We start from the raw sequence: 13,365 nt of genomic DNA, 5'->3' as shown, positions 1-13,365 counted from the left end.
CACATACTACCTAGAATCAGCGAGTTAGGTGGCTTCTAAACTGACGACACAGCGGATAAAGCCATAAGTCTTTGATGGGTACGCTTTGTTTACCAGCAGGTCCCAACTTGCCGCGCCCTTTGGTTTTACCTACGTAGATCCAGTTGGCGGCTTTGTAACAAGTCCCTGCAAATCGCTCGGTATCAACAAAAGTTTCCAGTAACACCGGACGGATGCCATAACGCTCTTCCCATTGTGTAGGAAGGCGACGAGCTATCATGGATAAAATAGTGGAAGCAAGATTTTTGGATTTCACCCAGGGCATAATCAGAAAACGGGCATTGTTCACGACTAACGGCAGGTTTTTTTGCCGCTGTTCGTGGCTCCAGCCAATAAACTGATCACGTGGTGCCGTTTGCCAGGCGGCCGCACTAAAACCGAGCGCTGCAATAATTTGCTCGTCGAGGATGACGAAGTAGCGAAGCTGTGCGCCGGGTAGCGGCTTGTGCCCCAGGTAGTTGGTAGCGATGTATGTACTCATTCCATAGTCGTGAATGATCACGGGTGATGACTGGACAAAGCTGGATGGCCGCAAGTTCATGAACAGGCCGGAGGATCGCTGGTTGCGGGTCCGTCTGTTCAGTAAAGTTGAGTTTCTGTCGCGGGGGTGGTTTGCGCCGTGGTGGCGGCAGAGCGATAAGTCCATCTTCTGCCATGCGCAGCATGGCAACACGGCATGACATATCCTTGAGCCCCCCATCAGGCTTGTACCAATCAAGCATCCTGCAGGTCAGGCGCGAAAGTTCGGCACGCGTGCGCCCAGCATCCTCGGCAATCAATTTCCGCATCTGTTCCAGTTCCTGCTCGCTAAAGTTTCGTCCACAATACCGTGTCATGGTGATTGGGGCTGTTCTGACTCGAGTGGAGTCGCAGTCAGTTCAGGCAAGGGTTTGCTCAACTGCTGTTTGCGCGACTCGCTCATCATCCAGGGAATAAACGGGCGGATGTCTGAGGGAGGCTGCCCACCATTATTCGCACAGGCATCTAGATAGTCGTGAAGCCAGTGATGTGGGTTCAATCCCCATAACAGGATTGTCTGAAACAGTGAAAACATCATGGCTGCCAGTCTGGCACTCCATTGACTCCCTGAACCATAATAGTTTTTACGCCCCATACCGGGATTACGCATACGCCGCTCGGCGATATTGTTGTCCATGGGCACCTGGGGATTAGCCACAAATACCATCAATCCTTTCCAGTGGTTATTCAGGCTGTTTAGGATCTTGCATTGAATGCGCTCTAGGTTTTTGTTCTCTTTCTCCGCTTCCAGTAAATGCGCGTAGCGCTCTTTCATCTTTTGGCTTGCCTGTGCAAGGGCTTGATGGTGTTGCTTGAAGTCTTGATTCTGGGTTTCCAGGCTTTTTGTTTCGTCCCACTCTTTCAGGCGTTGCTTGTTAAGATGATAGAGTTCGGCAATGAGTTCGACCCAATCAAGCATCCATGCTTCAAGTTTCGGATAGCTTCTGGCGGCATCCAGAAAGTCACGGCGGACATGTGCCCAGCAGAAAGCCAGTATGATCTGTGGAATTTCCCGTGCCAGCCGAATGTAACCTTTATAACGATCACAGACCACAATGACCTGTTCCAGGTGTTTATCCAGTCCGGAAAAATACTTGATGGGTATATCACCACTACGGCTAGGTGCCAGTATGTAATAGACTACCGAACGGGACTGAGTGACCCACAACCACCAGCGGTAGCCCGTTTTTCCCTCTATGATTTCAAACACTTTCCAGCCGGTTTCATCATTATGGAATAGATCTTCGGTGAGTTGTTTTTTAACCAGTTCATTGACGAGCGGTTCGAATAGCGGAGCTATCTTCTGTAATCCACCCGTGAGTGTGCCAGGGGCAATGCATAGACCTCGATGTGTGTAATCTGTACACAAATTATTGAGTGCTCGTGAGAACAGAAACTTGTTAAGCAGAACTTCTCTCCATACCGAGATGCCAATACCACTTTTGGGGATAAGACGTGGTGCAGGAGGAGCTGTAATCAATCCGGTGACTCCCTCGCATTGACAGCCCTGAACAGTCACCTTTCGTTTGACACGACGAATATAGCTGTTAACCTTTATTTCAACAATATTTGAATCCTCTGTCTGTGACAGAAGCTTGTAGGGTTTTGTACAAACTAGGCACAACGTGTTTTCAGCAGCAATGTCATGCTCTTCTTCAATAATCGGCAAATCAGGACGGGGAGTGCGCCCGTGTCCCTTGCTACCTTTTTGCTGGCCACGAGGCCGAGGTGTATCAGTATGATTATGTCTTCCAGAACTATTTCTCTTGGCAACGCCTTTTTCAGTTTTTTTGCCAAATAGGCGTTGTTTCAAGTCTCGAATGCGTGCCTGTGCAGATTCAAGCTCTAGCTTAAGATCTTCATTTTTCTGTTTGACCTGGTGATACTGTCCTTTCCAATAGTTTGCATCCCATTTAAGCTGTATATACTCTGCTTGTGTCAGTTCAATGACAATTTGAGCAAAGGGAGACTTTGTGATTTCTCCTGTCTCTATGCGTTGCGGACACGCTGCTGAATGTTGGGAGGCACTTTCCATGAACACCTTTATACAGGGTTTTGGATGATGTGTCCCGTACTCTTTTTATTTATTGCTGTATAGATGGGTTAGTCGAATATTTACTTAAGTTAAGCCGTAATTCATTGATTTACTTAGCTCTCTTATAGTTGCAAAAATGTAATTTGTTTTTCATTTTTGATTTCGATCTATTATAGCTCCTCCCTGGCCTGATAGGCTCAATAGTACAAGCCATATAATCAACAATAGCTTCCAATCTGCTTTTTAGATAATGGCCAGACATGAGGAGCAGCTCCAATACCGTATTCTTCATCTTGGAAACCGCTTGTGCGAAATTAACTTGGTAATTGAGTTTTCGATGAGCGGTTGTTTTATCTACCTGCGTTTGAGCCACATTAGCCGCCATGGATACTAGGTTGGTTGTCAGTACCTTCGCATAGAAATCTTGTTTCACTGATAACGCTGACTTCCCCGAAAAATTCTCTATCTCAACCCATTGTTTTAAACGTTTATAGTTTTCTTCAATGCCCCATCTTAAGTGATACAGCTGCTTAAATTCACTCGATGGATAAACCTGTTTGTCCATCAGGTTTGTTATTAACACTTCAATCTCGCCGGTATTCAGCTCTACTCGTATCAGGCGAAGTTTAAGCGGTGAAGTAGACAATCCTTTTTCTCGACATTGCTTGAGCGAGCGATCACCGGGTTCGAGCATGACGACAGCCTCTGCTTTTCGACTATCAGCGAAGGCTTTAAAGACAAGACTCTGCTTGACTTTGGCTCGCATACAAAAGGACAGTTTTTTTGTCTGATACAAACTATATAGCCAGAATGCATTGTAGCCTCTATCAAGCAGGGATAGATCGTGGGGCAAAGCGGATTCCAGATGGGCTGCTGCACAGTCTCGTTCTGAGGCATGAACAGGATTGATGCTGGAATCAATACTGATATGATTAAGGACATCGTAGTAGACCGAGGCGAGGGCTAATGAACAGTCCTTTTGACTTTCTCTGCCAGTATGAACACCAATCGTTTTAATAATATCTGGTTCATTAGGCAATCTAAGTTTTGAGCCATCAATAGCGCATAGCCGAAAGCCTTTCCAGGTTTCCCCCTATGTCAACATACCTGTCGCCTGTAAAAATTAATATTAGGAGACAGAAATGGCCATATATAGCCAAGAATTTAAAGTACAATCTGTAGAAAAAGCATTATCCAAACGTGACGAACAAACGCTTCACGATATTGCCGATAATTTACATATTGGTTATTCAACACTTCAAAGATGGATCCGATTAGCCAAGGAAAATAAACTAGAAAATCCTGAAACAAATATGTCAACTGAAAAAAGCCCACAGAGCTGGACTAAAGCACAACGTCTTGAGGCTGTAATGGACTGTCACGGCCTGAACGATGAGCATCTTAGCTCTTACTGCCGAGAAAATGGAATTTACCCGCATCATGTTCAGGAATGGAAATCAGATTTTTTATCAGAACATCAAGCATCTAATTCTACCTCCAGGCAGGAACAAAAAAAACTCAAACAAGAAAATAAACGACTACAGAAAGAGCTCAATCGTAAGGACAGAGCTCTCTCTGAAACGGCGGCTTTACTGGTGTTATCAAAAAAGTGCCAAGCGATCTGGGGGGAAACGGAGGTCGATTAATCTCCTACCCAGATCGCAAACAATACTGTGCACTCGTTAATGAGGCGGTACAAAATGGAGCAAGACAACAGCTGGCTTGCGAGCTTGTTGGCATTACTGCCCGTACTTATCAACGATGGAATCAGGGTGAGAAATTATCAGAAGACCAAAGAATTTATAATGATACCCCTGCACACAACAAGCTATCAGAGGCCGTTACGCAAGAAATATTAAAGGTCATTAACCTGCCAGAATATAGCACGTTAACCCCTTATCAAATAGTACCTACTTTATTAGATTCAGGTCACTATATTGCATCAGAATCAACATTTTACCGAGTAATGAAGGCGCATAATCTACTTAAACACAGAGGTAAAGGGACAGCAGCTCAGCGCAAGAAACCCCGGTCACTAAAAGCGACTGCAGCCAATGAAATCTATTCATGGGATATTACCTATTTATTAAGCCCGGTAAAGGGACAGTACTATTATTTGTATATGGTGATGGATATTTATAGCCGAAAAATAGTTGGCTGGCAGGCTCATGATTGTGAATCAAGTTCTCATGCTGCTGATTTAATAGAAGATATTGTCTACCGAGAAAAAATAGATAAAAACCAGTTGGTAATTCATTCCGACAATGGAAGCCCGATGAAAGGTGCAACGTTAAGAGCAAAAATGATAGATCTGGAAATCAGTCCATCGTACAGCAGGCCACGTGTTAGTAATGATAACCCCTATTCGGAGTCTCTATTTAAAACGGTCAAATACCATTACACCTTTCCAGAAGCCCCCTTTGTCAACCTACACGAAGCAAGGCACTGGGTGGAACAGTTTGTAGATTGGTATAACAATGAGCATCAACACAGTACGATTAAATATGTAACACCTAATCAACGCCATAAGGGCTTAGATAGTGCAATTCTAGAGAAGAGAAAGAGTGTTATCGAGCAAGCGAAGGAATGTCATCCTGAGCGCTGGAATGGGCGTAACACAAGGAATTTAGACCCTATAAAAACTGTTTTTCTGAATCCTGATAAGGATGAAATCAGCTCGGCAGAAAACGAATTACAGTTGAAAAATATCGCTTAAGTTAACAGTAAAGCAATCGGCGACATAAGCCGCCCATTACCCTTGACAGTCATCGGCTCCTCAGCCTGTACTGTAAGAATATTATATCATTACCCTTGCTTAAATACCTTGGGGGTTTGGGGGCAAAGCCCCCATGAACTTGCGTAGCAAGTTTTATATCACAAAAATGCGACAGGTTGGTTGACATATAGCGGTTTTGAGTGCTGGGTGGTCAGTATAATAGTCATTAACCACTTGGTGGTTTAAGTCAATGAATGCGGTATGAGATAAATTCTTTCGAGCTTGTGTCAGAGCTGATTTTGTAACGACTTGTGTTGGTGCAGGGTTTGAATGGATGACGGCAAAGAAATTATCAAGTTCTTGTTGATAAGAGCCTTTTGTTAGATTCAAAAAATACGTTAGAAGCACTGAAAATGGAAGCTTGCGCGTTCGGTTAAAACTATTTTCTGTCAGACGGTGTTTGGCTTTGAACAAGTCACAGGAAATAGTTTTGCTGATTAGTTTATAAGCATTCTCTAATAATGAGGTTTTGATTCATTTTATCGACTTATGTTTTTTTATTGAACTGGTGTATATTATAGCATATTCAATGACTTGCGCTTAACTTAATGACATTGGGGTCAGTACCAGTGCTTTTTATGCGTGGAATCGGCAACCTGAAATGACAGATAAAGCCAGGAAAAGAGAGGCGTTTGATATCAGAGTACGCGATATTTTTGAGGACAATAGAATTGTTATGGATCACGCCGCATCTCTAACGAATTGAAAAAATTAGGCATTAATGCGGGGCGTTATAAAGTCAGACAAGCAATGGCACGGCTAGGTCTGGAAGTACGTTACCCTAAGAAATTTAAAGTGACAACTGACAGTGATCATAATGATTCAATTTCTCCTAATACGCTGAATCGTGAATTTGAAGTAACTGAACCTAATAAAGTCTGAGCAACTGATATAACTTATGTATGGACACTTGATGGCTGGCTCTATGTCGCGGTTGTCATAGATTTATTTTCTCGGCAAGTTGTGGGGTGGGCGGTTGATGATCATATGCGTACATCATTATGTGTCAGAGCACTACAAATGGCTTTTTGGAGAAAAAAACCAGCACCCGGTGTACTCCATCACTCGGATAGAGGCAGTCAGTATGCAAGCTACGAGTATCGTCAACACCTGGATATCATGCACATGTAGCAGAGTATGAGTCGAAAAGGCAACTGTTGGGACAATGCACCAACAGAACGTTTTTTCCGCAGTCTTAAGCATGAGGCGTTAAATTACGAAAACTTTAGAACCAAAGAAGCAGCAAAGCTAAGTATCATTGATTATTTAGCTTTTTATAACGGCAAGCGGACACACTCTAAATTAGGCTATAAATTGCCTTTAGAATTTGAGCGTGAGTTCCACAAGAAACCGGTCTAAGAATGTGTTCTGTTTTACTTGACCATTACAATACTGGTGGTTGGTTAAACCTTATGAAACTAATAAAATAGCTTCTCCAGACAAGGACTTTCACCTTGCAAGAAATGACAAGCTTCGCTTGCCGCACCGGGAATGACGAGTTTTGTAACATGCTGATTATTTATGTTTTATTTACTATGGCTGAGAGTCATACGTACTCAGGTATTCTTTTCTACCATACGTATTAGCCCATATAAATTGAGTTTGTTCGTATATTACACAAACGAATGGATGCCGCTACACAGTTTACAACCTTATAAAGCCAAAACATCCCAAAATATCGGAGCCTTTGGTTTATGATTATGATTCCTTGCAAAGCAATATTTTAAAACCGTTAAACTGAATTATCACCATGCGCAAACGTATTAAAAAATACTTATTAATTTTTTTAGGGCTATTGTCTGTAGCACTTGGAATTATTGGCGCTGTGTTACCTATCTTGCCGACTACGCCGTTTTTACTTCTGGCTCTAGCCTGCTTTGCTAACAGTTCGCCACGCTTTCATCAGCAACTTTTGAATAATCGCTGGTTTGGCGCTTCCTTACAGCAATGGGAGCAAAGCCGAAGCATTACCCGTAGCGCCAAAATTAAGGCGATGCTTATGATTGTACTCACCTTTGCTATTTCAATCGGAGTTCTGCAAGGGAGGTTGCATCTGCAATTGGGTTTGTTAACGCTAGGCTGTATTTTGCTGGTTTTTATGTGGCGACTTAAAGAAGCGCAGTCTGTTGTCGTGCGTAGTAATGACTAAGCGTTATTTATAGGTTAAGGCTCTAACTCTGCAACAACTTTACACACCGCACCAATCAACATATTTAATGCTTCAGTTGAGATGATAAATGGCGGCATTAGGTAAATTAGTTTGTTAAACGGCCGTACCCAGACCCCGGCCTCTACAAATTTAGGCTGTAAGGTTTTTAAATCTACGGGCTGATGCAGTTCAATAACACCGATAGCACCCAGAACCCGCACATCTTTTACATGCGAGTATTGCTGGCAAACTTGCAGCTCAGTGGTTAACATTCTCTCTATATTGCTTACTGTTGCCTGCCAGGGTGAATCCAGTAATAGTTTTAAACTGGCTAAGGCTGTGGCACAGGCTAGCGGGTTGGCCATAAATGTCGGGCCATGCATAAATAACCCTGGTTCGCCATCGCGTATAGCATCAGCAATTTCCTGTGTTGCCAAGGTGGCCGCTAGAGTCATATAACCCCCGGTTAAGGCTTTACCTACGCAAAGTATGTCCGGAGCTATATTGGCATGCTCACAGGCAAATAGTTTGCCTGTACGGCCAAATCCGGTTGCAATTTCATCCAGAATTAACAGGACATTATATTTGCTACACAGTGCGCGTACTTGTTTTAGGTATTCGGGGGAGTAAAACCGCATGCCGCCTGCGCCTTGAACGATAGGTTCCAGAATAACGGCTGCAATCTGCGTATGATTTGCTTTTAACTGATTTTCTAGAGGTGCTATATCTTCAACTGTGCACGGCTGGTTAAAGGTACAGTTAGGTGCTTCGGCAAAAAGCTGCTTAGTCAGGGTATTGCTAAATAAGCTATGCATACCATTATCCGGATCGCTAACTGACATGGCACCGAAAGTATCGCCGTGATAGCCGTTACGTATGGTGAGTAGCTTCTGTTTGTTGGGCTGTTGTTTGGCATGCCAGTATTGGATTGCCATTTTCATGGCAACTTCAACGGCAACTGAACCGGAGTCGGCGAAAAAAACTGTTTGTAAAGGTTCTGGGGTGATTTTAACTAATTGCAGCGCCAGGTCTACTGCAGGCTGGTGTGTTAAGCCGCCAAACATAATATGTGCCATATCATGTAACTGCGCTGCAATGGCTTGATTTAATACGGGATGGTTATAACCATGTATAGCGCTCCACCATGAAGACATGCCATCAATCAAGACACGCCCATCCATTAGCGTGATATGCGCACCCTGTGCTGATTTTACCGGGTATATAGGGGTGTCGGCTTGTATTGCACTATAGGGATGCCAAACATGTCGCTGGTCTTGCTCTAAGAGGGTATTCTGTGATTGCACGGATTAAAGTTTTCAGCGGATAAAAGAGGCTAGAGTCTGAGAGCAACACCAACGGGTTTACTATACTTCGGGCGTTGATGGATGCAGGTTTTGTAACGCGTCGATTTTTGTTGAGAGCAGAGCCTGCCCCGTACTTGATACGGGGGGCGCTGAAACAGGCGCTTAGCTGGTTACGCAATTGTTTCAGTAACGCAGCTATCAGGAAAATCGGCCGCTAGAAAACCGCAACCGTGGCCGTGCGAAGTATATGTTGTGTGGGTTAAGTTATACACAGGTTTTAACTGCTTTGCTCTACCCACCGAGCAGATAATTTAACCCATTTGTTTTTCGCGGATTTCATCCAGAGTCTTACAATCGATACATTGATCAGCTGTCGGTCGTGCTTCTAAACGACGTACACCGATTTCGATACCACATGAATCGCAGTAGCCGTATTCATCTGCATCAATCATGGACAGCGCATCATTAATTTTTTTTAATAGTTTCCTTTCTCTATCCCGTGTCCTTAACTCCAGGCTGAACTCTGATTCTTGTGAAGCGCGATCATTGGGATCAGGATAGTTAGCAGCATCGTCGCGCATATGGTCTACGGTGCGATCCACTTCGCGCATTAATTCGCTTTTCCAGTTGTTTAAAACTGCTCTAAAATGCTCTTTTTGCGTTTCATTCATATATTCTTCGCCATCAGTTTCTTGGTATGGCGTAAAATTGAAAGGCGTACTTTCAGCTATCGTGCTGTTAGTCATCCACTAACTCCAGATTTATTTTAAAAACTGCGCATTTTTATCAGGATAATAGGAATTAAGCAAGATAAATTGCTATTATTTGTCGTCTATATTTATGTTGAATGAGGATTTTATGCAGGTAGCAAGCAGGATGGAGGCAATTACGCCTTTTTATGTCATGGAGTTATTAGCCAGAGCAAAGCAGCTAGAAGCACAAGGACGTAATATTGTGCATATGGAAATCGGTGAGCCTGACTTTGCTACACCTAAACCAATTGTTGATGCCGGCATCGCTTATATCAAGGCAGGTCATGTAAAGTACACGCCGGCTGCTGGTTTGCCCGAACTAAGACAGAAAATTGCAGATTATTATTGGCAACAATACCAGGTTAAAGTGCCGATTCAGCGTATTTTTATCACTCCAGGCGCATCAGGCGCATTCCTGCTTGCTCTGGGTGTTAGCATAAACCCGGGTGATGAGGTTTTATTAGCTGACCCTTGTTACCCCTGTAATCAGAACTTTATGCATTTATTTGCTGCAAAAGTTAAACATGTGCCTGTTTATGCCGATACGGCGTACCAATTATCAGCAGAATTATTGCAACAACATTGGCAGGAGCACACTCGGGGTACAATGATTGCCTCGCCGTCTAATCCTACGGGTACAATTATAGACGCGGCTGAATTAGAAAAATGTATAAACTACATCAATGCTCAAGAGGGTTTGCTTTTTTCTGATGAAATTTACCATGGTCTGGAATATGAACCGGGTACTGCCAGTGCCTTAGAATTTAGTGACCAGGTATTCGTGATAAATAGCTTTTCCAAATATTTTGGTATGACTGGTTGGCGGGCAGGGTGGTTGATTGTGCCGGAGGACTATATCCAGGCAACTGAAAAACTGGCACAAAATATTTTTATTTCCACCTCAAGTCATTCACAATATGCGGCTTTGGCAGCTTTTGATCCGCAAACACTTGAAGAGCTGGAAATGAGACGCCAGGACTTTGCTTTAAAAAGAGATTATTTGTATGCGCAATTATTGCGTCTGGGATTTAAAATTCCGGTAAAGCCCGCAGGTGCGTTTTATATTTATGCCGACTGCAGTAAGTTTAGCGGTGATAGCCAGTTATTTGCACAGCAACTATTAGAAACTGAAGGGCTGGCCGTTACTCCGGGTAAAGATTTTGGTTATAATGAAAGTGATAAGTACCTGCGCTTTGCATATACTGGTACCATGGCAAGCCTCGCAGAGGCTATGGTACGCCTTGAGCGCTTTATAACACACCAGTAAACAGGTTAATAATGGCAATTACACAAGTTTCCCCGAAAAACTTACAGCAGCAGTTACAGGAAGATCCCCAGGCATATTTTTTATTAGATGTACGCGAGCCTTTTGAATATCAGATAGCAAGCCTGGAGGATAGTGTACTCATTCCGATGAATCAGATTCCCGCACGCCTGGATGAACTGGATAAAGAGCAGGCAATTGTGGTGATTTGTCATCATGGCATGCGTAGTGAAAATGTTGCTTATTTTCTCGATCAGCAAGGGTATAACAAGGTTTTCAACCTAACCGGGGGTATTGATGCCTGGGCGCGATCATGTGACTCTGAGATGGCCTTGTATTAAGGAGCTCGCACGGAATAAGTTGAGCATCTGGCACAGAATTTTCCTTCGCATTAAAAGCCTGCCCCGTGCTTGATACGGGGATGTAGAAATAGGCGCATAGCCTGCTATGCTCCTATTGCTACAGCACGGATGGCTAACAAAAATACTGCCCAAATATTGGTCACTTATTTTTTCCAGGCGCCTAAGCGTACAAGTGCAAAGAAGCCTTATTTTTTCTATTGATGGTAATACAGCCTATAATACGCCAGCATAAATACTTAATGCAGCGTAACCATGTGCAAACAGAACAAGACCTAGTTAAAAAATGAATATTAAAGATTATATGACGGGCTTAGGCCAACAGGCCAAAGTGGCGGGTAGGGAGCTTAGCCGAGCTGATGCAGGTAAGAAAAATGCGGCATTAATCGCGATAGCTGAACAGCTTGCCAGTCAGACAGAAAATCTGACAGCAGAAAACGCCAACGATTTACTGGCAGGAAAAGAAAAAGGCCTGGATGCTGCGCTGTTAGATAGACTGGAATTAACCCCTGCTAGAATTCAGGCGATGATAGACGGTTTGCAGGAAGTTGCCGCATTGCCTGACCCGATAGGTGCCATCACAGATATGAATTATCGCCCTAGCGGCATTCAGGTGGGGCAAATGCGTGTGCCTCTCGGTGTGATTGGGATTATCTATGAGTCGCGCCCTAATGTGACGGTAGATGCCGCCGCATTATGTTTAAAGTCTGGTAATGCCTGTATTTTGCGCGGAGGCTCTGAATCGATTCACTCCAATAAGGCCATTGCAAAGTGTATTGCACAGGGGTTACAGACAGCGGGTTTGCCTGTTGCTGCAGTGCAGGTAGTAGAAACGACGGATAGAGCTGCGGTAGGTGAGTTGATTACTTTGTCTGAATATGTGGATGTGATTGTGCCACGCGGAGGAAAAAACCTAATTGCACGTATTTCTAATGAGGCCACAATCCCGGTTATCAAACATCTGGATGGTATCTGTCATGTGTATATCGACGCGCAGGCTGATTATGCAAAAGCAATTGATATCGCTGTGAATTCAAAAACGCATCGTTATGGCGTGTGTAATGCAATGGAAACCTTGCTGATAGCTGAACCGATTGCTACGCAGGTCTTACCTGAATTAGCCAAAAAATATAAAGCAGTTGGGGTTGAATTGCGAGGTTGTTTAAAAACCTGCTCTATCGTTCCGGATTGTATACGTGCAACTGAAGAAGACTGGGCAACAGAATATTTAGCGCCGGTATTATCGATTAAAATAGTTGCCGACATAGACGAGGCAATGGCGCATATCAATGATTTTAGTTCGAGGCATACTGAATCTATTATTACTGAGAACTATACCTTGGCGCGCCGTTTTTTGCGTGAGGTAGATTCTAGTTCGGTGATGGTCAATGCTTCGACACGTTTTGCCGATGGCTTTGAATACGGGCTGGGCGCAGAAATCGGGATCAGCACCGATAAGCTGCATGCAAGAGGGCCCGTAGGCTTAGAAGGATTAACCAGTTTGAAATATGTGGTGCTGGGAGATGGGCATATCCGCGAGTAAATGATCGGAATATATGGCGGTACTTTTAATCCTGTGCATTATGGGCATTTGCGTACGGCACTGGAAGTCGGCGAAATATTTGCACTGCAAGAGTTACGTTTTTTACCTTGCGCGCAACCTGTGCACCGAGCTAAACCAGAAGTTAGTGCTATAGATCGGTTGCAAATGCTGCAACTGGCTATTCAGGATTATCCTCAATTTAGTTGTGATACACGTGAGCTGGAGCGAGCTGGCCCGTCCTATATGGTTGATACACTGACTAGTATACGTGGCGAAATTGCCGATACAGCGTTGAGTTTATTTATCGGTACAGATGCATTTAATCACCTTACACGTTGGCATTGCTGGCAGGAATTGTTCGAGTATGCGCATATTATTGTTATGACTCGGCCCGGCCATAAGCCAGATACACTGATTGATTTTTACACAGATAGGCTAGTTGACGATAGACATTCGTTAAAATCCTGTCCTAGTGGTAAAATCTTTTTCCAGCAAGTGACGCAATTAGAAATTTCAGCCTCGTTTATACGTAAAAACTTTGCGGGGCAAACAAGCAATAGTTTTTTATTGCCCGAACCCGTCATTGAATATATACAGGCAAGGCGCTTATATAGCTGAAGAGAAC

At 43.7% G+C, this 13,365-nt stretch carries 13 protein-coding genes and 2 pseudogenes; 9 read left to right on the top strand and 6 right to left on the bottom strand.

Annotated features, from left to right (window positions below):
- Positions 1 to 16: 16 nt before the first annotated feature.
- The 4 genes and pseudogenes from ACQY3F_RS08285 to ACQY3F_RS08270 form a co-directional block, all read right to left on the bottom strand.
- Positions 17 to 520 carry a Druantia anti-phage system protein DruA gene (locus tag ACQY3F_RS08285; RefSeq protein ID WP_428354064.1) on the bottom strand — a complete coding sequence of 168 codons (504 nt, stop codon included), beginning with the start codon at positions 518 to 520 and terminating at the stop codon, positions 17 to 19.
- Complete coding sequence (locus ACQY3F_RS08280) at positions 411 to 875, bottom strand: hypothetical protein (protein WP_428354063.1); 465 nt, start codon at positions 873 to 875, stop codon at positions 411 to 413. The genes ACQY3F_RS08285 and ACQY3F_RS08280 overlap by 110 nt, the downstream gene beginning before the upstream one ends.
- Positions 872 to 2,593, bottom strand: a complete 1,722-nt coding sequence (tnpC, locus tag ACQY3F_RS08275) for an IS66 family transposase (protein WP_428354062.1) — start codon at positions 2,591 to 2,593, stop codon at positions 872 to 874. Before tnpC ends, ACQY3F_RS08280 begins: the two co-directional genes overlap by 4 nt.
- Positions 2,594 to 2,702: 109 nt before the next feature.
- Positions 2,703 to 3,671 (bottom strand): annotated as a pseudogene (locus ACQY3F_RS08270) (IS4 family transposase); the annotation flags it as partial.
- A gap of 64 nt (positions 3,672 to 3,735) precedes the next feature.
- On the opposite strand from ACQY3F_RS08270, the gene ACQY3F_RS08265 reads away from it, so the two are divergent.
- The 5 genes and pseudogenes from ACQY3F_RS08265 (at position 3,736) to ACQY3F_RS08245 (ending at position 7,518) form a co-directional block, all read left to right on the top strand.
- Positions 3,736 to 5,309, top strand: a protein-coding gene (locus ACQY3F_RS08265) for an IS3 family transposase (RefSeq protein WP_428354389.1) whose coding sequence is annotated in 2 segments (ribosomal slippage) — positions 3,736 to 4,210 and positions 4,210 to 5,309 — 1,575 coding nt in all. Because the reading frame shifts where the segments join, the coding sequence is not laid out codon by codon here.
- Between the two features lie 744 nt (positions 5,310 to 6,053).
- A pseudogene (locus ACQY3F_RS08260) lies at positions 6,054 to 6,251 on the top strand (IS3 family transposase); the annotation flags it as partial.
- A 9-nt stretch (positions 6,252 to 6,260) separates the two neighbouring features.
- Complete coding sequence (locus ACQY3F_RS08255; protein ID WP_428357639.1) at positions 6,261 to 6,500, top strand: DDE-type integrase/transposase/recombinase; 240 nt, start codon at positions 6,261 to 6,263, stop codon at positions 6,498 to 6,500.
- Positions 6,501 to 6,506: 6 nt separating this feature from the next.
- Positions 6,507 to 6,728 carry an integrase core domain-containing protein gene (locus ACQY3F_RS08250; RefSeq protein WP_428354388.1) on the top strand — a complete coding sequence of 74 codons (222 nt, stop codon included), beginning with the start codon at positions 6,507 to 6,509 and terminating at the stop codon, positions 6,726 to 6,728.
- 391 nt (positions 6,729 to 7,119) lie between these two features.
- A complete protein-coding gene (locus ACQY3F_RS08245; protein WP_428354387.1) occupies positions 7,120 to 7,518 on the top strand; it encodes a YbaN family protein in 399 nt (132 codons plus the stop codon).
- 14 nt (positions 7,519 to 7,532) lie between these two features.
- On the opposite strand, the gene bioA is transcribed toward ACQY3F_RS08245, so the two are convergent.
- Positions 7,533 to 8,822 carry an adenosylmethionine--8-amino-7-oxononanoate transaminase gene (gene bioA / locus ACQY3F_RS08240; protein WP_428354386.1) on the bottom strand — a complete coding sequence of 430 codons (1,290 nt, stop codon included), beginning with the start codon at positions 8,820 to 8,822 and terminating at the stop codon, positions 7,533 to 7,535.
- A gap of 311 nt (positions 8,823 to 9,133) precedes the next feature.
- On the bottom strand, positions 9,134 to 9,568 hold the full coding sequence (gene dksA / locus ACQY3F_RS08235; RefSeq protein ID WP_428354385.1) for an RNA polymerase-binding protein DksA: 435 nt from the start codon (positions 9,566 to 9,568) through the stop codon (positions 9,134 to 9,136).
- Between the two features lie 94 nt (positions 9,569 to 9,662).
- Here dksA and ACQY3F_RS08230 point away from each other — a divergent pair, with 94 nt between their 5' ends.
- The 4 genes from ACQY3F_RS08230 (at position 9,663) to nadD (ending at position 13,358) form a co-directional block, all read left to right on the top strand.
- Positions 9,663 to 10,841 (top strand): pyridoxal phosphate-dependent aminotransferase, encoded by a 1,179-nt coding sequence (locus tag ACQY3F_RS08230; RefSeq protein WP_428354384.1) that lies wholly within the window; start codon positions 9,663 to 9,665, stop codon positions 10,839 to 10,841.
- 11 nt (positions 10,842 to 10,852) lie between these two features.
- Entirely contained in the window at positions 10,853 to 11,179 is a 327-nt protein-coding gene (locus tag ACQY3F_RS08225) for a rhodanese-like domain-containing protein (protein WP_428354383.1), read from the top strand.
- 304 nt (positions 11,180 to 11,483) lie between these two features.
- A complete protein-coding gene (locus ACQY3F_RS08220; RefSeq protein ID WP_428354382.1) occupies positions 11,484 to 12,740 on the top strand; it encodes a glutamate-5-semialdehyde dehydrogenase in 1,257 nt (418 codons plus the stop codon).
- Complete coding sequence (gene nadD, locus ACQY3F_RS08215; protein WP_428354381.1) at positions 12,741 to 13,358, top strand: nicotinate-nucleotide adenylyltransferase; 618 nt, start codon at positions 12,741 to 12,743, stop codon at positions 13,356 to 13,358.
- Positions 13,359 to 13,365: the final 7 nt, after the last annotated feature.

This window comes from Methyloprofundus sp., from assembly GCF_965251085.1.
GTDB lineage: Bacteria > Pseudomonadota > Gammaproteobacteria > Methylococcales > Methylomonadaceae > Methyloprofundus.
The sequence above is the reverse complement of the archived record's forward strand: the minus strand, read 5'-3'. Positions and strand labels throughout refer to the sequence as shown.